The organism is Lentibacillus sp. (assembly GCF_035301925.1).
GTDB lineage: Bacteria > Bacillota > Bacilli > Bacillales > Amphibacillaceae > Lentibacillus.
This window is the reverse complement of record NZ_DATGTI010000155.1, coordinates 1-18,935: the sequence shown is the minus strand read 5'-3', so window position 1 is coordinate 18,935 and position 18,935 is coordinate 1. Positions and strand designations below refer to the sequence as shown.

The 18,935-nt window shown below is 43.4% G+C and carries 21 protein-coding genes and 1 pseudogene; 16 read left to right on the top strand and 6 right to left on the bottom strand.

Annotation, left to right across the window (positions count from 1 at the left end):
* The 4 genes from VK080_RS12700 to VK080_RS16065 form a co-directional block, all read left to right on the top strand.
* On the top strand, positions 1-606 hold a 606-nt coding region (locus VK080_RS12700; RefSeq protein ID WP_324225139.1), incomplete at its 5' end, for an aldehyde dehydrogenase family protein.
* Between the two features lie 116 nt (positions 607-722).
* Positions 723-2,405 carry a choline dehydrogenase gene (gene betA / locus VK080_RS12695; RefSeq protein ID WP_324225138.1) on the top strand — a complete coding sequence of 561 codons (1,683 nt, stop codon included), beginning with the start codon at positions 723-725 and terminating at the stop codon, positions 2,403-2,405.
* 554 nt (positions 2,406-2,959) lie between these two features.
* Positions 2,960-3,376: a helix-turn-helix transcriptional regulator gene (locus VK080_RS12690; RefSeq protein ID WP_324225137.1), complete on the top strand. Its 417-nt coding sequence runs from the start codon at positions 2,960-2,962 to the stop codon at positions 3,374-3,376.
* Positions 3,377-3,617: 241 nt separating this feature from the next.
* Positions 3,618-3,698, top strand: coding sequence for a putative holin-like toxin (locus tag VK080_RS16065; RefSeq protein WP_414672254.1), 81 nt, complete (start codon positions 3,618-3,620; stop codon positions 3,696-3,698).
* A 36-nt stretch (positions 3,699-3,734) separates the two neighbouring features.
* Here the strand turns inward: VK080_RS16065 and VK080_RS12685 are convergent, their stop codons facing one another.
* Positions 3,735-4,295, bottom strand: coding sequence for a DUF3231 family protein (locus VK080_RS12685; RefSeq protein ID WP_324225136.1), 561 nt, complete (start codon positions 4,293-4,295; stop codon positions 3,735-3,737).
* Positions 4,296-4,616: 321 nt separating this feature from the next.
* On the opposite strand from VK080_RS12685, the gene VK080_RS12680 reads away from it, so the two are divergent.
* Complete coding sequence (locus VK080_RS12680) at positions 4,617-6,194, top strand: BCCT family transporter (RefSeq protein ID WP_324225135.1); 1,578 nt, start codon at positions 4,617-4,619, stop codon at positions 6,192-6,194.
* Between the two features lie 77 nt (positions 6,195-6,271).
* Here the strand turns inward: VK080_RS12680 and VK080_RS12675 are convergent, their stop codons facing one another.
* The 4 genes from VK080_RS12675 to VK080_RS12660 all read right to left on the bottom strand — a co-directional run bounded on the left by VK080_RS12675 (position 6,272) and on the right by VK080_RS12660 (position 9,906).
* On the bottom strand, positions 6,272-7,009 hold the full coding sequence (locus VK080_RS12675; RefSeq protein WP_324225134.1) for a type II toxin-antitoxin system Phd/YefM family antitoxin: 738 nt from the start codon (positions 7,007-7,009) through the stop codon (positions 6,272-6,274).
* Positions 7,010-7,350: 341 nt separating this feature from the next.
* The gene (locus VK080_RS12670) at positions 7,351-8,754 is read right to left on the bottom strand and encodes a sodium/glutamate symporter (RefSeq protein WP_324225133.1); all 1,404 of its coding nucleotides are present in this window, start codon (positions 8,752-8,754) and stop codon (positions 7,351-7,353) included.
* Positions 8,755-8,967: 213 nt separating this feature from the next.
* Entirely contained in the window at positions 8,968-9,135 is a 168-nt protein-coding gene (locus tag VK080_RS12665) for a hypothetical protein (RefSeq protein ID WP_324225132.1), read from the bottom strand.
* A gap of 18 nt (positions 9,136-9,153) precedes the next feature.
* The gene (locus VK080_RS12660) at positions 9,154-9,906 is read right to left on the bottom strand and encodes a SprT family zinc-dependent metalloprotease (protein ID WP_324225131.1); all 753 of its coding nucleotides are present in this window, start codon (positions 9,904-9,906) and stop codon (positions 9,154-9,156) included.
* A 199-nt stretch (positions 9,907-10,105) separates the two neighbouring features.
* Here VK080_RS12660 and VK080_RS12655 point away from each other — a divergent pair.
* The 10 genes and pseudogenes from VK080_RS12655 to VK080_RS12610 all read left to right on the top strand — a co-directional run bounded on the left by VK080_RS12655 (position 10,106) and on the right by VK080_RS12610 (position 17,196).
* A pseudogene (locus VK080_RS12655) lies at positions 10,106-10,539 on the top strand (universal stress protein).
* 120 nt (positions 10,540-10,659) lie between these two features.
* Positions 10,660-11,670: a DUF3231 family protein gene (locus VK080_RS12650; protein WP_324225129.1), complete on the top strand. Its 1,011-nt coding sequence runs from the start codon at positions 10,660-10,662 to the stop codon at positions 11,668-11,670.
* A 185-nt stretch (positions 11,671-11,855) separates the two neighbouring features.
* Positions 11,856-12,248, top strand: coding sequence for a hypothetical protein (locus VK080_RS12645; RefSeq protein ID WP_324225128.1), 393 nt, complete (start codon positions 11,856-11,858; stop codon positions 12,246-12,248).
* A gap of 149 nt (positions 12,249-12,397) precedes the next feature.
* The gene (locus VK080_RS12640) at positions 12,398-13,381 is read left to right on the top strand and encodes a ring-cleaving dioxygenase (RefSeq protein ID WP_324225127.1); all 984 of its coding nucleotides are present in this window, start codon (positions 12,398-12,400) and stop codon (positions 13,379-13,381) included.
* A 192-nt stretch (positions 13,382-13,573) separates the two neighbouring features.
* Complete coding sequence (locus VK080_RS12635; protein WP_324225126.1) at positions 13,574-14,119, top strand: DinB family protein; 546 nt, start codon at positions 13,574-13,576, stop codon at positions 14,117-14,119.
* A 21-nt stretch (positions 14,120-14,140) separates the two neighbouring features.
* Positions 14,141-14,575, top strand: a complete 435-nt coding sequence (locus tag VK080_RS12630; protein ID WP_324225125.1) for an RDD family protein — start codon at positions 14,141-14,143, stop codon at positions 14,573-14,575.
* A gap of 121 nt (positions 14,576-14,696) precedes the next feature.
* Positions 14,697-15,305, top strand: a complete 609-nt coding sequence (locus VK080_RS12625; protein ID WP_324225124.1) for a methyltransferase — start codon at positions 14,697-14,699, stop codon at positions 15,303-15,305.
* 386 nt (positions 15,306-15,691) lie between these two features.
* Positions 15,692-16,042, top strand: a complete 351-nt coding sequence (locus VK080_RS12620; protein WP_324225123.1) for a DUF4064 domain-containing protein — start codon at positions 15,692-15,694, stop codon at positions 16,040-16,042.
* A gap of 32 nt (positions 16,043-16,074) precedes the next feature.
* Entirely contained in the window at positions 16,075-16,701 is a 627-nt protein-coding gene (locus VK080_RS12615; protein WP_324225122.1) for a DUF4352 domain-containing protein, read from the top strand.
* Between the two features lie 282 nt (positions 16,702-16,983).
* Positions 16,984-17,196 carry a hypothetical protein gene (locus VK080_RS12610; protein ID WP_324225121.1) on the top strand — a complete coding sequence of 71 codons (213 nt, stop codon included), beginning with the start codon at positions 16,984-16,986 and terminating at the stop codon, positions 17,194-17,196.
* On the opposite strand, the gene VK080_RS12605 is transcribed toward VK080_RS12610, so the two are convergent.
* Positions 17,189-18,154, bottom strand: a complete 966-nt coding sequence (locus tag VK080_RS12605) for a S8 family peptidase (protein WP_324225120.1) — start codon at positions 18,152-18,154, stop codon at positions 17,189-17,191. The two genes, VK080_RS12610 and VK080_RS12605, sit on opposite strands and share 8 nt — an antisense overlap.
* Positions 18,155-18,538: 384 nt before the next feature.
* Between VK080_RS12605 and VK080_RS12600 the strand changes: the two genes are divergently transcribed.
* Positions 18,539-18,935: PTS glucose transporter subunit IIA (locus VK080_RS12600; protein ID WP_324225119.1), on the top strand; the 397-nt coding region annotated here is incomplete at its 3' end.

Sequence of the window (18,935 nt, the reverse complement as noted above, 5' to 3'; positions counted from 1 at the left end):
CTGCTGGTTGAAGACTCACTGCACGATGGGTTTGTTGAGGCACTCACTGAACGCGTCAAACGAATTAAACTCGGCAATGGTTTTAATCAGGACACCCAATCCGGACCGCTTATTTCTGAAGAACACAGGGCGAAGGTTGAAAACTATGTGGAAATCGGAAAAGAAGAGGGCGCTCATCTAATTGTCGGCGGAAAGCGTCCGGCAGATCCGGAATTGCAACAGGGTTTCTTTTATCTGCCGACGATTTTTACCGAGTGCACAGCGGATATGCGTATCGTGCAGGAAGAAATATTTGGTCCGGTTTTAACAATCGAACGCTTTAAAAATGAAGAAGAAGCCATCAATTTTGCCAACGATACGATTTATGGTTTGGCTGGAGCGGTATGGACGACAGACGGGGATAAAGCAGAACGTGTCAGTTCACAATTACGGCTTGGCACCGTCTGGGTGAATGATTTCCATCCTTATTTTGCACAGGCACCTTGGGGTGGTTACAAACAGTCCGGTATCGGTCGCGAACTTGGTAAACCGGGCTTGGAAGAATATACAGAAACAAAGCATATTTATCGAAATTTGAAGCCTGAGCCATTGCACTGGTTTAAGTGATAGTCGTATAAAACATAAACCAATCATCCGTTTTAATGACTAAAAATTTTTAATGATGATTTTCGTATGGTGTTTGTCACCGTATTGAATATACAATTTGCAAGGGAGAACTAAAAATGAACCAAACATATGATTATGTCATTATTGGCGGCGGTAGTGCTGGTTCTATACTCGGCAACCGTTTAAGTGCAGATAAGACGCGCAGTGTCCTTGTTCTGGAGGCAGGGCGCAGTGATTACCCTTGGGATCTATTTATTCAAATGCCGGCAGCTTTGATGTTCCCCTCGGGAAATCGTTTTTATGACTGGATTTATGAATCTGATCCTGAACCTTACATGCATGGGCGGCGTATCGCACATGCCCGGGGAAAAGTGCTTGGGGGTTCAGGCTCAATTAATGGCATGATCTACCAGCGTGGCAACCCTATGGACTACGAACGTTGGGGAGCCGATCCAGGTATGGAAACTTGGGATTTTGCCCATTGCCTCCCGTATTTCAAACGTATGGAAAATGCTTTAGATTCGCCGTCAGATGACATGCGCGGTCACCACGGTCCTGTCAAACTGACACGCGGGCCTGCTTCGAATCCTTTGTTTCAAGCTTTCTTTAGCGCAGCTGAAGAGGCTGGGTATCCGCGAACACCTGATGTAAACAGTTATCAGCAGGAAGGGTTTGGCCCATTTGATAGACATATATACAGAGGAAGACGGTTGTCCACATCACGTGCATACTTGCGCCCGGCTATGCGTCGCAGAAATCTCACTGTGAAAACCCGTGCTTTCGTTACAAGTATTGACTTCAATGGAACGCAAGCCAAGGGCGTGACCTATCGACGAAATGGGAAGATGCATCATGTTGACGCTGGTGAAGTCATTCTTGCTGGAGGTGCATTCAACACCCCGCAGTTATTGCAATTGTCAGGTGTGGGTGATGCAGAACACTTACGCAAACTCGGCATTGAACCAATCATTGACCTCCCGGGAGTAGGTGAAAATCTTCAGGACCATCTCGAAGTCTATATTCAACACGCTTGTCCATTACCTGTTTCCGAACAGCCAAGCTTAAATAAATTGCGGATGCCTTGGATCGGTTTACAGTGGATATTCGGACGTACCGGCCCGGCAGCTAGCAGTCATTTCGAAGGCGGAGGGTTCATCCGTTCGAACGCGGATTGTACTTATCCTAATTTAATGTATCATTTTCTTCCACTGGCGGTACGGTATGATGGACAGAAAGCAGATACTGCTCACGGATTTCAAGTACACGTTGGACCGATGTACTCTAATTCCAGGGGAAAGCTGCAAATTCGCTCCAAGAATCCTGCTAAGCATCCGAGCATAGTTTTTAATTACCTTTCTACTGAACAAGACCGGCGTGAGTGGATTGAAGCCGTACGTATATCGCGGGACATTATTTCTCAGCCTGCGCTGTCACCTTACAATGCGGGAGAAATCTCACCAGGCCCTTCCGTTCAGACAGATAAAGAAATTTTAGATTGGGTGGCGCGCGATGCAGAAACCGCACTCCACCCGTGTGGCACGGCAAAGATGGGACCCGATTCAGATCCTATGTCCGTCGTCGATCCGTTAACCATGAAAGTCCATGGGCTTGACAATGTACGGGTCGTGGATGCGTCTGTCATGCCTTACATCACGAACGGTAATATCCATGCTCCGGTATTGATGTTGGCGGAGAAGGCAGCGGACATCATCCTTGGACATAAACCGATGGCTCCCATTAATGCCGAATTTTATCAACATCGAGCGAGTACGACCGATAAAGCAACAGTAAATGGATAAGTAAAACAAAACAACTCACAATATTGGTAATATACATGTTGTTGTGTTTTCACTTTGGCAGTAATTTAAAACACAGCCATGACCTCACACGGTAGTGAGTTCATGGCTGTTTTCGTTTACATGTTCATGGAGGCCGAATCCACCCGAAGCACCCGTAATGAAAACAACGGTTTGTTTCTGTTGAGAATTATTCACGCTCCGTCACCCTCTCGTGTACATTTTAACAATGCTCAATAAATTATCAATGAGAGGGAAGTGATGGGGGTAATATCTGAGCCTGGCTGAACGCAAAACAAAAGGAGCACTTTTCTTCTGGCAATGGAAGAAGAAGCAGCTCCTTGAGGTACGTAATAGGTATTTTTAATGAAACAGATGAATATATCAATAATAAGTGTTCTGGTGCTTAGCCATTTCTGCCTTTATCAAATGTCTCGTGCAGCGTTTCGATGACATCTTCGTCTTTGTCATTATAACGCATTATATGATGTTTTAACATGTTCATCAACCCTTTATTTGTTTGATTATAGCATGTCCAACCATGAGGTGAATTATACATGAAGAAACTGACGATCCGGCTTAACGACGACACCTATCATCAGCTTAAAGAACTGACTGAACTTGAAAATCTGATCAATCGCCACCGGGATACGGATCGGGATGACAATTACCAAGTTGAAGACTTTGTGGCCGGGGCTGTGATCGATAAATTGGAACAGATCAGCCATTTCAAACAGATTAATCCATTAATTGAAAATGCACACCGACCGGTCATAAAAAACCGCTTTAAGGAGATTGCGAAAGAGAAGAATATTTACATCAAGGATATAGCTGATCAATTAAATATGAAGCCGCCCAATATCAGTAAAATATTCAACAACGCCTCACAGCCCAGACTGGAACTATTTATTAAAATCTGGATAGTGCTTGGCTGCCCGCCGCTGCACAAATGCCTGTATCTTGAAGAAGACTAAGTGTTGGCTTGGTCTTTTTTTTACTTAACATGCACTGAAAAACAAACGAATGACGTGTTTTTTTAACACGCATCCCGAAATGATGTCATAGGACAAGTTGTGTCTCACATATCCTTAGTCATAACAAAATTAAAGGAAGCATATCAAAAACATTATGCCCTTGTTTCAAAGAGGTCTATCTGGCATTGATCTGCAACGGATGACGAGAAGTTCCTGTATCAAAAGGGAAGGATGACACTAAATGACTGTATTTGAATCGCTGGTTCTGATGATAACGTTTGGATCATTGGTAGCTGCGATTGTGTCAAACCAGAAAAAATAAGGAGACCGGGACAGAGGGTCAGACCCTCTGTCCCACTCATTTTTTCGGGTGGGGTGTACCTGGTGGCTGGTAAGATGGTGGTTTGATGAGCCAGCCTTTCTTTTGTATTAATTCTTTCGCTTTGTACCCCATGGCTAATTTTTCGGTCTGGAATTTGAGAAACATCAGGCCAATATCGGTGCGAAGGCATTGACTTGCAGCGGCTGCACACATATCGGCAGCTGCCACAAAGTTGATGTTAATTGTATTTGCCAGTTCGAAATCTGTGAAACTCACCCCCACAGGTACAGCACTGGGGTCAGAATACGGCTTCTTCTCCGGTGAACGCGGTAAGGTAACACCTTCTTCCTGCATTAATTTGGTTATTTGCTCTTTATGGGAAGTTGCGATTTTGTATCCGTCCTGATAGAGTTCCCTTACACCGGAATCTGTTGTTGTATTAAGGCCTATCTCCTCATAAGTCATGATATTATTCACAAAAGCAAGGTATGTCCAGCAAGACATGACTTCGCCCACGTGTAAAGGGTCTTTTTTGTTATCTGTCAACGATTGAAAAACATTTGCTGCTGACTCAAAAAGTTGTGCAAAGTTAGGCATCTTATATCCTCCGTTTAAACGATGTTTGTCAATATTTTGGATTAATCTCACAAGATTATGCAGTTGCAGCATAAGTTTTGTGCTCGGCAGGGGATATTTATGGAACGGAGGGTATCCTCCAAGTACATCCATACAGGCATGAAGTCTTTTTGTATAATTTTTTAAAGCTAACCGAAGTTTATAAATAAAATCACGTGGTAACAGGTACAATATAATTATTTGTTAAGTTATCATTATAAATGAGATAATGGATAAGGTTCATGATTCGACTCAAGGGCTGGGATAATAAACCCGACCCTGTATCCTCAAGGAGGTTATTTGATGAAAGGAAATGGGAAAAAAGGATTGAGTAGCAGGTTAATTGACCATCGAATTTTTGCCCCATCCTTAATCATTATGATCCTCATTTGTATTCCGTTTGCTTTGTATGAGGATGAATCGCTGGAACTTTTGAACAGCATTTTTGATCAGATTGTGAGCATGTTTACGTGGGGCTACATTTGGTACGCGATCATTCTGGTCATTGCTGGTCTGTACTTATCATTTTCCAAATATGGCGATGTTGTGTTGGGTGATCCGACCGAGAAGCCGCGTTTCAATCTGTTCGAATATGCTTCCATTTTAATTGCGATGGGGCTTGGCTCGACGATTATGCGGACTGGGATGACCGAATGGGCGAATGTGGCTGTTGATCCGCCGTTTGGTGCTGAAGCCGGATCCGCGGAAGCGCTGCTGTGGGGAAATGCTTACAGTATGTTTATGTGGAGTGTCCAGGTATTTGCCATCTTCGTCATGGCGGCACCTGCAATGGGTTATATTTTGCACGTTCGCAAAAAACCGTTTATGCGGATATCCGAAGCATGCCGCGATATTTTTGGGGATAAATTCGTGGATGGCCTCGGCGGCAAAATACTGGATATTATCTTTCTCGTCAGTATTCTTGCAGGGGCTGCCGTTACATTAGGATTGGGTGCACCAATCGTCACCTATAACTTGGCCGAACTATTTAATATTGAGATCACCTTTGGGTTAACTCTGATTGTAACGATTGTCTGGGTATTTTTATTCTCTGTGAGTGCTTATTTGGGTATCGAAAAGGGGATTAAACGCTTAAGTACCCTGAATATGTATCTGGCAGGTGCCTTTGCCTTATTCATTATGATTATTGGGCCTGGCATTTTTATCTTTAACTTTTTCACTGACAGTGTTGGTCATTTACTGGCCAATTATATTGATTTGTCCATTTATACGGATTCAACGAATATGGAAGGATCCACCTATGTTGTCAGCAACACGGTTTTCTGGTTTGCCTATAGTGCTACATGGGCAATGCTTCACAGCGTGTTTGCTGCCAAGATATCCAGGGGTCGTACAATCAGGGAAATGATTCTGACGTATTTATTGGCCCCTACTGCCTTGTCCTGGGTGGCAACAGGTGTCCTGGGCGGTCTTGGTGCACACCAGTATCTGACCGGTGAAACACCTGTATTGGAAATCGTTCAGGAAGATGCGATGGCGGCTATACCGGCAATTTTAAGCTCATTGCCATTATCGTCAATGGTGCTTGTGCTATTTATTATTATTGCCACCATCTTTTTAACGACGACATTGGATTCGACAACGTATACCATTGCGTCATATACAGGCACTAAAAACATGAGTAAGGCCGAGCCATCACGAGCTTTAAGGATTATTGTGGCGGCAGTCATTACAGTATTGGCGTTGCTGTTAATGCGGATTGGTGGTCTGGCACCACTTGAAGTACTCTCGGGGCTCATGGGCATACCAATCATCTTTATTCAGATATTTACCATTTATGCCGCTAAGAAAATGATGGATAACGACAGGGCATGGGTCCATAACGTACGGAAAAAGAAAAAGACGCAGCAGCGTCATTAATTTAGTCCGCTTGTGTAAAACCAAACGATATTGCGTTAATCGGCCGGCGGCAATCGATGCTGCCGGCTTGCTCTATTTTAGCGGAAAATCCGCTCAAGCTCCACAGAAAGTCCATCGAAAAGAAAGGAGTTTGCCGTCTGAGGTGGTTTGCATATGGCGGTTTGTTTGATGTCACGGTTCTGAAAATGATAAATGATGACTATCTTTTCGGCTGGGTCTACAATCCAATATTCCTGGACACCGCATTCCATATAAAGGTCGAGCTTTTTGACCAGGTCCTTGCCTTGTGTACTTTCGGATAAAATTTCAACCACAAGAGACGGAACCCCGGTATAATAATCCTGGTCGTTCAGATGATCGTCCAAATCGCAAATGAGCATTAAATCGGGCTGCACAACACAGGGATCATCATGGTTTGGTCTCTTGAGACGAATGTCACATGGTGCTGTTAACGGCGTACATTGGCCGCCCTGAAAGTGATTAAAGAAAATGCCAAACAGCGCACCGGAAGCATATTGATGCCCAATCCTTGGTGAAGCCAGTAAATAAATCTCTCCATCAATATATTCGTATCGTGTTTCCTCATCACGGGTTAATTCCAGAAATTCCTCATACGTCGCCTTTTTTGGTTTCTTATTGTAAGGCAGAGGCATTTCGCGTGCGATGCTTTCCTGTAGTGCTGCCTCTGAATTTTCTTCCACGCCTTGCAGTCTCGCAATCTCAATGCCGTTCTTGGTAACGATCACTTCTTCCTTTGACGCAAGCATCAAATACTTCCCAAAGTTATTCTGCACCTCGGTTGAACTGACGATCATATTACAACACCTGTCCATTGTATATATTAGCTAAATTAGCTAATTCAATCATATATGAATGATAAGTTCAATACAAACATAAGACATTATTTTTAATGTCCCGGTGAAACATATATCAATGCGGGCTTAAAAGAAACGTTAATAACCAGCCCCTGTCTTTAACTAGTTTAAGACAAGGGCCAATACGACTAAAATATCATACGCTTAATGATCTGGCCCATGTTTCTTCCAAGGACTGGGCTATTTTTTGAAGCGAAAGTATACACTGGCATCAGGCAGGCGCCCAATCCGCCAGCCTCCCACCACACACACTCTGTAATATGAAATTCAAAAACAGTTCATCATTCCTTCATTTTCCCGAAATAGAACAGCCCGGTCAGTAAGCCGATTGCCAGCATTACGGCTGAAAAGATAAGAAATGGTATCGGACCAAATTGGAAAACAAGAGGTGCTGACAGTGCGGTGACGAGACCGCCGCCCAGGAATGGTTCAAACACAAGCTGCTTATAGCCGAAAGCTTCATAGGCCGGTGATTTCATTTCCGGGTCGACAACACGCATTAACAATAGTCCGGTAGCTGTAATCCCGGTTGACTGGCCGAAATCGCCGATCCCCCGTTCGAACCAGTATGTCGGTAAAATACGTGGTCCAAGAACAAACAGACCAAACACATTCCAGATAATCCCGACAAGGGTAAGCAGCAGGAATGGGACAAGGTACTGACCGATAACATCAAGTGAAACAGTCGCAATCGCCGACAATATCAGCACATCAAGTGAAAAGCCCTGTATCCGCATGACCATTTGCCGGTCCAAAATATGTGCCTTATCAATTTTCGTGAAAACCAGCTGAACAATAATACCGCCAATCATGGCTAATGGGAAGAGCGGGACATAGGTCATGAATTCAGATCCGATAATCGCCTGTTCCAGCCAGGTGATGCCTTGAAGCAGCCCATACCCAACCAAAATAGCGACACCAATTAAGGCAAAGTGGAAAGAAAGCGGTTCGATGGACTCGGGTCTGACAGTCATTTTTGCTGCCGCCTCTCTGTATTCGAATTCCACAATACCTGCTTTTTTCAATGCTGAGGATTCATTTACATCCTTGACCACTTCAGTTTTATTCTTTCGTATCGCCCAGTTAATAGCAGCAATCCCTATGATCACGCCTGATAGAATACCAACAGTGGCCAGTCCGATGGCCAGGTCATAAGCTTCCGAAAAACCAAGCTCTTCAAAGGTTTGCTGCATGCCTGCTGCGGTTCCGTGTCCGCCTTCAAAGCCCATTTCAATCAGTGCCCCGACAAATGGCGGCATATCATAGAAGGGCACCAATACCAATATCGCCAGAAGCAGACCAAAAACGTATTGGCCCCAGCCAAGCGTCCAGCCGAATGCAAGCTGTGGACCACCGACATGCCAGACTTTTTTTAAGTTTGGAAGGACAGTTCCCAAAAATAATGACGCAAAGACAACGTTGATCATCAATCCCGCCAATGGACTCCAAACATCCATTATTTCAGGAGACAAAAGTCCGGTTGACCAAAATGACTCTTCGCCTGTGACCGGTTTCAATATACGGCCAAGTACTTGCGGGCCTAAAATCAGAGCAAGAAAACCCCCTATGACAGACGAGGGGAGAAATAAATTCTGCATCCATTTCACACGGATCCTGATCCATTTACCGATTAATAGAAATAATCCCAGATATAATAACGCGAACCCTATTTGATTTGGAGTCATGTTGATGTCTCCTTTCCATTTCTGTTATAAATACCAGTGCCTCTATTCCCTGCAGTTCTTAGGTGTAAAACGCTGGCGAGACACACCCCAATGAAGGCTTTTTGCTGATTGCGTACCGAGTTGGGTATTCATTAACAGGATGAAGGACTCTTTTCTCTTAATTCGCTTTCAACAATTCTGAATTTCAGTGATGCATCGCTTCCTAACCAAAGTTTACCGGCGTGGCACAATATTAGATAACAAAAAGCAGATAACACCTAAAGCGATCAAAATAATAGGCGTATCGGGCGGGAGCATGCCGGACAGATCTGTGATGGCCAGGATCAGTCCGGCGATAATCGTGATGACCGCGATGATTAGAAGTCGTTTTCGTGTAAACATATGTAAGCCTCCGTCAATTTAAATTTGCCTGCCGCCAGCGTCTGAGCCAATGTTATGCAGTGTCATGCCATGAATCCGCAGCCACTCTTTTCTCTTTTTATAATCCGGGAGAATTGATTTGACAATTTTCCAGAAAGCGGTGGAGTGATCCCTGACGAGCAAATGGGCGAGTTCGTGAACAATGACATATTCAAATACGTTTGATGGGGCCATGATCAGCCGCCAATTAATGTAAATATCGCCATCCGGTGTACAGCTTCCCCACCGTTTATATTGGGAGCGGATGTTGATCGACTTTGGCCGGACATCGAGCAGTGACTGAAAATGGTTTGCCTTCTCCTTCAGTTTTATAGTCCCACGGTGCCGGTACCACTCAACAAGCTGCTGTTCCAATGCTTTATCGACTTTCTCCTGTGGCCAGTTTTTCGGAACCGTTGCAATAAAACGTCCCCGGTAAAAGCGGATGGCAGCGGTGCTTACCGGCTCACGACATACCTTTAGGCGATACTGCCGCCCAAGATATGGCAATTTTTCACCGCTCACGAATTCTTTTCGCTGGATGCTTGTTTTGACCTGTTTAAATGCATTTATTTTATTGAGGATCCATGGTGCTTTCTTTTTCAAATGATCATGAAGTTTATCGACATCAAGGTTTTCGGGTGCAAAGACTTCGACACCGTTAATCAATGTGACGGATATTTTCAAGTCGCTGCGCTGCTCCCGGTAAAGGATATAATGTATATCAGTTTTGCCATATGTAAGTGTCGGCATAGGGATCACAAACCTCTTCATTTTGGAATGCAGGTTTATCATAGCATGTCTCATTGAAAAATGGGAAGCGCTCATAAATCAATCGGATATTTCAAAAACTTTTTACAAATTTATTGAGTCAAGTTTTGGGCATAAACATGATATAATTGAGATAGGCTATGATTCAGGAGTTTCTGAGCTTAATAAGGGAGTGCTGGCCATGGAACGTAAAATTTTAGTCGCTTATGATGGTTCAGAATTAAGTGAACAAGCGCTTCAGGAAGCAAAGTTACAGGCTGCTGGCGTTCCGGAGACAGAAGTATACGTCGTAGCCGTTGTGACCGTGACCGGTCCGAGTACAAATATGATAGTTGCCAAAAGTATTCAATACGATGTTGCAGATGCTCTGCGACCGGATATGGAAAAAATCAATCGGGAATTCGAAGCAGAAGATATCTCAATCACGACAGATATTGTTATCGCAGACAACAACCGTAATGCAGGAATAAAAATTTGTGAGTATGCAGACGAAAATAATATCGATTAATCATTGCCGGCAGCCGCGGACTTGGCGGTATGAAGAAATTGCTGCTGGGAAGTGTCAGCCATCAAATTGTTCAGGAAGCCAAATGCCCAGTCCTGATTATCAAATAAACAATTTCACTGTAAAGAGCCGATCCTTAGTGGAATAGCTCTTTTTTTTGTTGAAAAGATACATACAAATTCCGCTTATGGTAAAAAATATGCATATTGAAGCATTTGGAGGTGCCGGCAGTGAATTTAGAAAATCAGTCTTTGACATCAGCAGATATTACACAACTTTGGGTAAGTTACGTTAATGATAGTGCTCTGATATGTCAGCTGCAGTACTTTTTGGCCAAATCAGAGGATGATGAAACCAGTCAGCTATTACAGCAAGGTCTGAACCAGGCACAATCCCATATGACTAAAATAACGGAAATATTCAGCCGGGAAAATTATCCGCTTCCATATGGGTTCAATCTGGATGAAGATGTGGATACTACTGCGCCGAGGCTATTTTCTGATAAATACGTGCTGTATTATTTGCAGCAGGGTGCTCGGATTGTCATGCAGGAATACAATGTCAGCTTGTCATTGGCCGACAGGGAAGATGTCTATAATTTCTTTTCCGAATGTCTGCAGGATCAAATTGGATTTCTGAAAATGGTCAATAACGTTTTACAGTCGAGAGGTTTTTTCACCTTTTATCCATCGCTTCCGAAGCCGGAAAGTTATGACTTTGTCAAAAACCAAAGCTTTCTGACGGGCTACTTTGGCGAAAGAAGGCCATTGGCAGGTTCTGAAATCAATAACCTATTCGGTAACTATGTCCGTAATGCGCTGGGTGCAGCCACATTGGTAGGCTTCAGTCAGGTGGCCACCAATACGGATGTCCGCAAATACCTGGTCAGAGGAAAGGAAATAGCACAAAAGCATTGTGAGATATTTGGCTCGATTCTTCATGAGGATGATCTCCCCGCTTCGACAAGGCTGGAAGATGCCGTAACAGATTCCACAACATATACATTTTCAGACAAGCTCATGATGTTTTACAGTACCGGTTTGATTGCGTTGAGCGTCGGGTTTTATGGCACAAGTATGTCCATGAGCCCGCGGAGAGACTTGGGTGCCACATACAACCGATTGCTCAATGAAATCCTGAAATATGCAGAAGATGGCGCGAATATCTTGATCAAACACGGCTGGATGGAAGAACCCCCACGGGCACTGGACCGTGATGAACTTGCGAAGAAGAAGGGGTGAAACAGACCAGAACAGAGGGTCGGATGGGCAATGTCTGCCCCTTTGTCCCAAAACATGACAGGATGGTTACAGGGCTGCCGCAATTTTTCCACGAATTTCTCAGTGTTTTCTAATGATTCTCCAATCCTTTTATTAAAAAGCTTCACTATGATAAAGATAACCCGAAAAAGGAAAGGGGAATGACAATGAAATCCTTATGTTTGAATACAGTAGCGGGTGCCATGCTGGTTACTTCAGCACCTTTTACGGATTCAGCACAGGTTACAGGCAAAACTGAAGCAGCTGACTTGAGAAAAAATGTGAAACTGACTGAACCTGAGAAGCAACATGGGTTTAATGATGTACCCGAAAACACTGCGTATGGGATGTATCCTGAAAGTGACATATTGGATGAACAGGTTGATTCAGATGATTATCAGATGCAAGTCGTGGAAGATAATGAGAACATACGGATCATCATCTTAAAAGATGCGAATGGACAACCTCAATATAAAAGCATTTTTGTAAAAGATAAAAACATGGTTAAAGTGATAGGTTTTGATGAAGGGCTTGTATTTCAAGGTGTCATCGGCACTTAGGATAAAGGGGTCTGTCCCTCACTACATTAACGCATTAACGTGGCGGGGGACAGACCCCTTGACACGGATGTATCAGATATATTATATTTAGTTTTAATTGAAGATAACTAAATTCAGATAAATAGTCTGGTTGATGTGGAGGCATTTTCATGAATGGCATAAAAGGCATGCACCACGTCACTGCCATCACTAGCAGTGCGGAAAAGAATTATGAATTTTTCACGTATGTATTGGGTATGCGCCTGGTCAAAAAAACGGTCAATCAGGATGACATCCGGACATATCATTTGTTTTTTGCCGATGATGAGGGAAATCCGGGCACAGATATGACGTTTTTCGATTTCCCGGGGATTCCACAGGGAACACACGGGACGAATGAGATTGCTAAAACGGCATTTCGCGTGCCAAGTGACGAGGCATTGAAGTACTGGGTAAAACGTTTTGATCGGCTTGAAGTGCAGCATGACGGCATCAAGGAAGAATTTGGTGTCAAAACACTTTCGTTCTCAGATTTTGACGATCAGAAATATCAGTTGGTCTCGGATGAAAACTTGGATGGCGTGGCACCGGGAACGCCATGGCAGGATGGCCCAATACCGCTGGAGTACGCCATTACCGGTCTTGGGCCAATCCATGTGCGCATCGCCAATTTTGATTATTTCAAAGATGTGATGGAAAAAGTCCTGCAGTTTAAAGAAATCGATCAGGAAGGCGACCGTCATCTGTTTGAAGTCGCTGAAGGCGGAAATGGCGCACGGGTCATTGTAGAACTTAACACCGTTATGCCCAATGCACAGCAGGGCTATGGAACGGTTCATCACTCGGCATTCCGCGTTGAAGACCGTTCCGTGCTGGAACAATGGATTAAGCGTATGGACAATTTTGGATTCCGCACATCCGGGTACGTGAACCGTTTCTATTTTGAATCATTGTACGCACCTGTGGCTCCGCAGATTTTATTCGAATTTGCAACGGATGGTCCGGGATTCATGGGTGACGAGCCGTATGAAACATTGGGTGAAAAACTGGCCCTGCCGCCAAAGTTGGAACCACAGCGCGAGCAGATTGAGGAAATGGTTCGCCCTATTGACACGGTGAGAAGTACGAGGACGTTTGAGAAGGAGTATGAGTAGATCCGTGTTTCATATAAGCCGGCATTTATCTAAAAAAATGCTAAGATTATGTGGAAAATAGAGTCCTGATATGCAATAGGTGAATTCAGAGAGGCTGACCCCTGTGATATGATGAGGTTAGCCTCTTTTGTTTAGGCATTGATTTTTAAAAAAGGATATGTGATAGCAGAATTTTGGGAGGGAGGGTTTAAAATGAAGAGTGTACAGATGCAACAGCATTTTCAACAGTTGGAACAGCAAAGAACAGTGTTTTATCATGATCCGGTAATACAGGCGTCCGATCCATGGAAAATGCCGCAGCCTGGTAAGTGGTCCATTGCCGAAACACTATACCACCTCATCTTGATGGTGAGAATGCTCCGTAGATTTTCATATGTTTATATTCCGGTTATGCTTCCGATTGCCCATTTGCGGAGAAAAAAACCTTATCAGACAGAAACCTATAATATATATGAAGCGTTTCGGGATAAGAAAACGAGGCCTATGAAGGCGCCATTTATCGTAAAACCTCCGACCGACCTGGAAAATAAATATAGTTTCACCGGAATACAGGAACAGCTGGATATGGAAACGAAAATGCTGAAAGAACGACTGCAAACCATTGAAGAGGACATAGCAGGGCACATCTATTATCCCGATCCAATAGCTGAATACCCGAATCTCATCCAATGTGTGCATTTGCTTGCTATCCATGAACACCATCACTTTAAGATTACCAAGAGATATTTTACACTGTAATCAAAGAGAGTGGGGGATTAGATGAATGAGTACCAACCGGCGGGATTTTGGATCAGGTTCTGGGCGAATCTGCTTGACGGTATTTTTATGATGTTATTATATGTTGTGATCGCCTTAGCGATTGGGGAAAATCTTGCATTTGGTCAGCTATCGGACCCTGATTATGTTTCAGTGTCACAAGATGTAGCAGATCTGATTTATATTGTTGTTTTTATTATTATCTTTACTGCAAGCAAATACAAAGGATCACCGGGAAAACTGATAACAGGAATACAGGTACTTGATAAAGATCGCATGACACAGATCAGTATCTTAAAGTCAATTGGAAGGTGGTTTGCTTATCTTCTTTCTGCATTGCCATTCTTTATTGGCTTCATGATGGCAGGCTGGAACGATGAAAAGAAGGCATTACATGATATGATTTGCGGTACACGTGTTATTTATCGCGATCGTTAAACAAAAGCCTGTTTTGAGATGCCCGCCAAAACAGGCTTTTAAAACGTTTCAGTATACAAGCGGAATGATTCGGCATAAACGAACATTCGTGAATGTCAGACTTCACTTAAGGAGTATACCTATGAAAGAGTACTATTATGACAAGCTGCTGAACATCAAAACCCGCGGTGCTCAAAGGATGGCCGCTGATGCCACGCATTATAACCCCTATCAACCGACGCCATACAGGGCGCTGGAGATATTGTTTCAGAAGTATCATTTGAAAAACAGTGATCATATCGTTGATTTTGGCTGCGGGAAAGGGCGGTTAAGCTTTTATATCGATTATTTTTACAATTCAACTGTTACCGGGGTCGAAATGAACAAAAATCTCTATGATGAGGCAGTCAGGAACCGTAATCGTTATTTGAATCAGGCAGAGGTAGGCATCGATAAGATTCACTTTCAATACTGTTTGGCGGAAGATTACCGGGTCGATCCGTCAGATAACCGGTTTTATTTTTTTAATCCATTTTCGGTCGAGGTATTTATGAGCGTCATCCATAATATCCTGCGTTCAGCAGCGCAATATAAGCGGGATATCGAGCTGATTGTCTATTATGGGTCAGACGATTACACTGACTATCTGGAAAACAGCACTGCTTTTGAATTACAGGAAAAAATCACCCTGTCAGACGAATTTAATGGTGATCCATATGATCGTTTTTTAATTTACCGTTTGGAGGTTTAGAGCTTATCCTTGGTGAATAGGATTGTCTGCCATTCCCGGTTGTCAGTGGAAGTGCCAGTATACGATTTTAATTGACGCCGGGGATTGGAGCTTAATATGTTGGAGGTGCGAGGGTTGGAATACCAATTAAATCGTGATGAGCATATTTTGTTTATATAAACAAAACTGGGTATAAATCCAGTTTTTTTCTCATTTTCAGGGTTCCGGGAATATTGTTCCAGAGCTGCAAAAGATTTTTGAATTCGGAAGCTATACACGCAATCGAATTTATACGTGTTATCTGTATGCAAGGGGTTATTTTTTTTGCTTTGGATGGGTGTGCAAATATATGTATACCTTTATTGATAAAATAACCATTGAATAATAATAAAGGAGAGTGAGTGACGATGAACCGTACGACAGAATTTGTACTTGGTCTCATCGGCGGTATTATAGGATTTTTTGCAGCAATCTTGGCGTTGTTTGTAGGAGGGGTGGATGCGGCATTCAGTGAGAGCGGCTCCAGTTCTATAACCGGACTTGGCTGGTCAGCATTTGTTTTCTCGGCGTTGGCAATTGTTGGAGCTGTTGTCGTTAAATCGAAAGCGAATTTAGGTGGTATTCTTTTAATCGTTTCAGCAATCGGCGGACTTATCAGTATCTCAATGTTTTACTTGATTTCCTTTATATTAATCGGTATTGCAGGCTTGATGGGGGTTTTCCGAAAAGATAAGTCGAACGAATCGACGGGAAGCTAAAGGTGCTTAATTTTTCCAAGGAGGAATTAGTGATGAAAAAATTTGTAAGTTTGCTGATGGTGGCATTGATTACATTAGTGCTGGCAGCCTGTGGCGAATCCGAAGTACAGGAAGTTGAAAACGATAGTACAGAAAGTGAAAGTGCAGACGCTTCAACTGAGGATGGAAGCAGTTCAGAAGGTGATGAAGCACAGGCGTCCGGCGGAGAGGAGCAACAGAAGTCCAACGAAGGAACAAATGAATCAGAGAAAGAAGAAAAAGTTTACGGGATCGGTGACACGGTTTCGATTGATGGCATGGAAGTTACAATCGATAGTACTTCGTGGGGCGAACAAGGTGAGTTCACACCAGCTGAAAATGGTAATGTACTGCGGCTGGAAGTTAGTTTTCATAATGCTTCTGCGGACAGTGGTTTTGTAGATAATACAGAATTCTCCGTTTATGATGCAGACGGTAATGCTGTGAATGAATATTTTGGCAGTCCTGATACGAATACAAATATGTTCTCACATGATTTAAAACAGGGTAAAAAGGCAAGTGGCGTACTGGAATACGATGTGCCTGAATCTGATTTCTATGAAGTCTATTATGAGCCGACATTTACCATGAAAGAAAATGCAGAAATCATGTGGAAAATTAAGAGTTCCGATATTCAATAGATTCATTCAGAGAGGCTGATTCTTTGATTTGATGGGGTTAGCCTCCTTTGCTTAACCATAAATTTTTTGATAGAAAGCAAATAGGTATCGGTTCCTTTCTGAAGAAGAGGGGTAAATTCTGCAAGGCTGTGGAAGTGTTGGGTGGTGCGGAGTTGCCTGTTGCGGATTATCCGAATCTTATTCAATGTGTACATTTGCTTGCTATTCATGAACATCATTCACCTTAAGGTCATCAAAAAGTATTTTACACACTAGCGTATAAGGCAGGGGGATGTTGCATGGATGGATCAATGGGATCAGATTGTTCTTGATGGCCGGCCAACTCTGCTGATGGCATTTTTAATGCTGTTGCTGTATATCGTAATCACTTTACTCGTTGTAGATAATTTGACTTTTATTTTTGCAGCCGCCCCCCCCCAAATCCATAGGGCAGCGGCATCCCACGTTTCTTTCAAACTAGGATCCCGCTGCCCGAATCAAGCACAAATCATTTAAAAGCCGTATTAAATGTCTGGAATAATTGTTCAAATCGGTTCAATACATCGAGTGCGACCAGGCCATTCCCTTCTGCTGATTTTGGATAGCCTAATGGCACGGTGCGTCTTACCAGTTGGGCGTAAAGTTCTGCTTCTGTCAGTTTCCGGTCGAATTGCTGCTCGGCGATACTTGTAACCAGGGCAAGCGCTCCTGTTACGTGCGGTGTGGCCATTGATGTTCCGGAGAGCCGTGCATATTTTTGGTCAGTATAGGTTGATAGAATATCCACACCGGGAGCAACGATATCAATTTCGTTATTCGTGTTACTGAATGGCGCGATTTCCCGTTCATAATTGACAGCACCGACCTGAACGACTTCATTATAGGCACCGGGGAAGGCATATTCATCGGTTTCCGGCCGGTCATCCCCTTCATTTCCGGCAGCACACACAACCGGGATACCGTTGTCAATGGCACGTTTAACAGCCTGATAGAGTTCCGGGACATCTTCCGGACCGCCAAGTGACATGGAAATCGCCCGCACTTTTTCACCGTTCGGACCTTCCCAGTCAGTTGCATAGTTGATGCCATCAATAATCCATTGGTATTCGCCGCTGCCATTCGCATCAAGTACTTTGACAATCAGCAGTTTGGCATTTGGCGCAACACCGGAAATCCCTTCTTCACTTGCAGCTGCTGCGGCGGTTCCTGCCACATGGGTGCCATGTCCGTTGTCATCACCATATTGCGTCCCGTCACCATCATTCGTGAAGTTTTTGCCATCAATGACTTGGCCGCTCAAGTCCGGATGGCTCGTATCACAGCCTGTATCAATGATAGCGATGACGTTGCCGCTTCCTTCATCTGACTGTTCCCACACATCGGGAGCTTGGATCATTTGGACGCCTTGGGGAATATCAGTTGCAGTGTCTTCAATTTCTTCCACTTGATAAGGAATCAGGTGCATTTTTGCCATTGCTTCGCCTCCTAAACGAATTGTTATTCTTATTATAGTTTAAATATTCTATTTCTGAAGGGCTCCGGTACAAAACGAGTCAAATTTCCCGAAAAAACGGGCAGAAAGGACTAATTTAATTTGTTTATTTAATGTTATATGGTTATAATTAAAATATACAGATAGTCTTGATGCTAACTTGTTGTTTTTAAGTTTATAAGATGATAAAATAAGACTAGATTGATAGTTAATAGGCATCACATGTTACTGACTTGATCAGGCATGGTGGTATTTTAGAAAGGGGGAGACAACCCTCTTTATACCGCCATGCATTTTTATTTGAAATTTTTTGTGCATACTAATGTTTGAACTGAATCAATCTCATCAAGAAGGAGTTTTTATACGATGTTTAAAAAATTATTTAAAAAAGGTGATTCCAAAACTGAGATATACGCACCTGTCAATGGTGAAATTGTTCCGCTCGAGGAGGTGCCTGATCCCGTATTCAGCCAAAAAATGATGGGGGACGGTGTTGCCGTTAAACCGTCGGAAGGAAAAATTTATGCACCGGTTGATGGTGAAGTCGTTCAAATTCCTGATACAAAGCATGCAATTGGTCTGCGTGCAAATGACGGCACCGAAGTACTGGTTCACATCGGGCTTGAAACAGTTTCTTTAAATGGGGAAGGTTTTACGCCTTCCGTCAGTACAGGCGATCACGTTACTGCCGGACAGCCGCTCATGGCGTTTGATTTGGAATATGTCCGGGAGAATGCTTCAAGTGATGTGATGCCGGTTGTCA

Bases quoted from the DNA above. Each gene is read 5' to 3' on its own strand.
- betA (WP_324225138.1), top strand. From the start codon at position 723: ATGAACCAAACATATGATTATGTCATTATTGGCGGCGGTAGTGCTGGT.
- VK080_RS12690 (WP_324225137.1), top strand. From the start codon at position 2,960: ATGAAGAAACTGACGATCCGGCTTAACGACGACACCTATCATCAGCTT.
- VK080_RS16065 (WP_414672254.1), top strand. From the start codon at position 3,618: ATGACTGTATTTGAATCGCTGGTTCTGATGATAACGTTTGGATCATTG.
- VK080_RS12685 (WP_324225136.1), bottom strand. From the start codon at position 4,295: ATGCCTAACTTTGCACAACTTTTTGAGTCAGCAGCAAATGTTTTTCAA.
- VK080_RS12680 (WP_324225135.1), top strand. From the start codon at position 4,617: ATGAAAGGAAATGGGAAAAAAGGATTGAGTAGCAGGTTAATTGACCAT.
- VK080_RS12675 (WP_324225134.1), bottom strand. From the start codon at position 7,009: ATGATCGTCAGTTCAACCGAGGTGCAGAATAACTTTGGGAAGTATTTG.
- VK080_RS12670 (WP_324225133.1), bottom strand. From the start codon at position 8,754: ATGACTCCAAATCAAATAGGGTTCGCGTTATTATATCTGGGATTATTT.
- VK080_RS12665 (WP_324225132.1), bottom strand. From the start codon at position 9,135: ATGTTTACACGAAAACGACTTCTAATCATCGCGGTCATCACGATTATC.
- VK080_RS12660 (WP_324225131.1), bottom strand. From the start codon at position 9,906: ATGCCGACACTTACATATGGCAAAACTGATATACATTATATCCTTTAC.
- VK080_RS12645 (WP_324225128.1), top strand. From the start codon at position 11,856: ATGAAATCCTTATGTTTGAATACAGTAGCGGGTGCCATGCTGGTTACT.
- VK080_RS12640 (WP_324225127.1), top strand. From the start codon at position 12,398: ATGAATGGCATAAAAGGCATGCACCACGTCACTGCCATCACTAGCAGT.
- VK080_RS12635 (WP_324225126.1), top strand. From the start codon at position 13,574: ATGAAGAGTGTACAGATGCAACAGCATTTTCAACAGTTGGAACAGCAA.
- VK080_RS12630 (WP_324225125.1), top strand. From the start codon at position 14,141: ATGAATGAGTACCAACCGGCGGGATTTTGGATCAGGTTCTGGGCGAAT.
- VK080_RS12625 (WP_324225124.1), top strand. From the start codon at position 14,697: ATGAAAGAGTACTATTATGACAAGCTGCTGAACATCAAAACCCGCGGT.
- VK080_RS12620 (WP_324225123.1), top strand. From the start codon at position 15,692: ATGAACCGTACGACAGAATTTGTACTTGGTCTCATCGGCGGTATTATA.
- VK080_RS12615 (WP_324225122.1), top strand. From the start codon at position 16,075: ATGAAAAAATTTGTAAGTTTGCTGATGGTGGCATTGATTACATTAGTG.
- VK080_RS12610 (WP_324225121.1), top strand. From the start codon at position 16,984: ATGGATCAATGGGATCAGATTGTTCTTGATGGCCGGCCAACTCTGCTG.
- VK080_RS12605 (WP_324225120.1), bottom strand. From the start codon at position 18,154: ATGGCAAAAATGCACCTGATTCCTTATCAAGTGGAAGAAATTGAAGAC.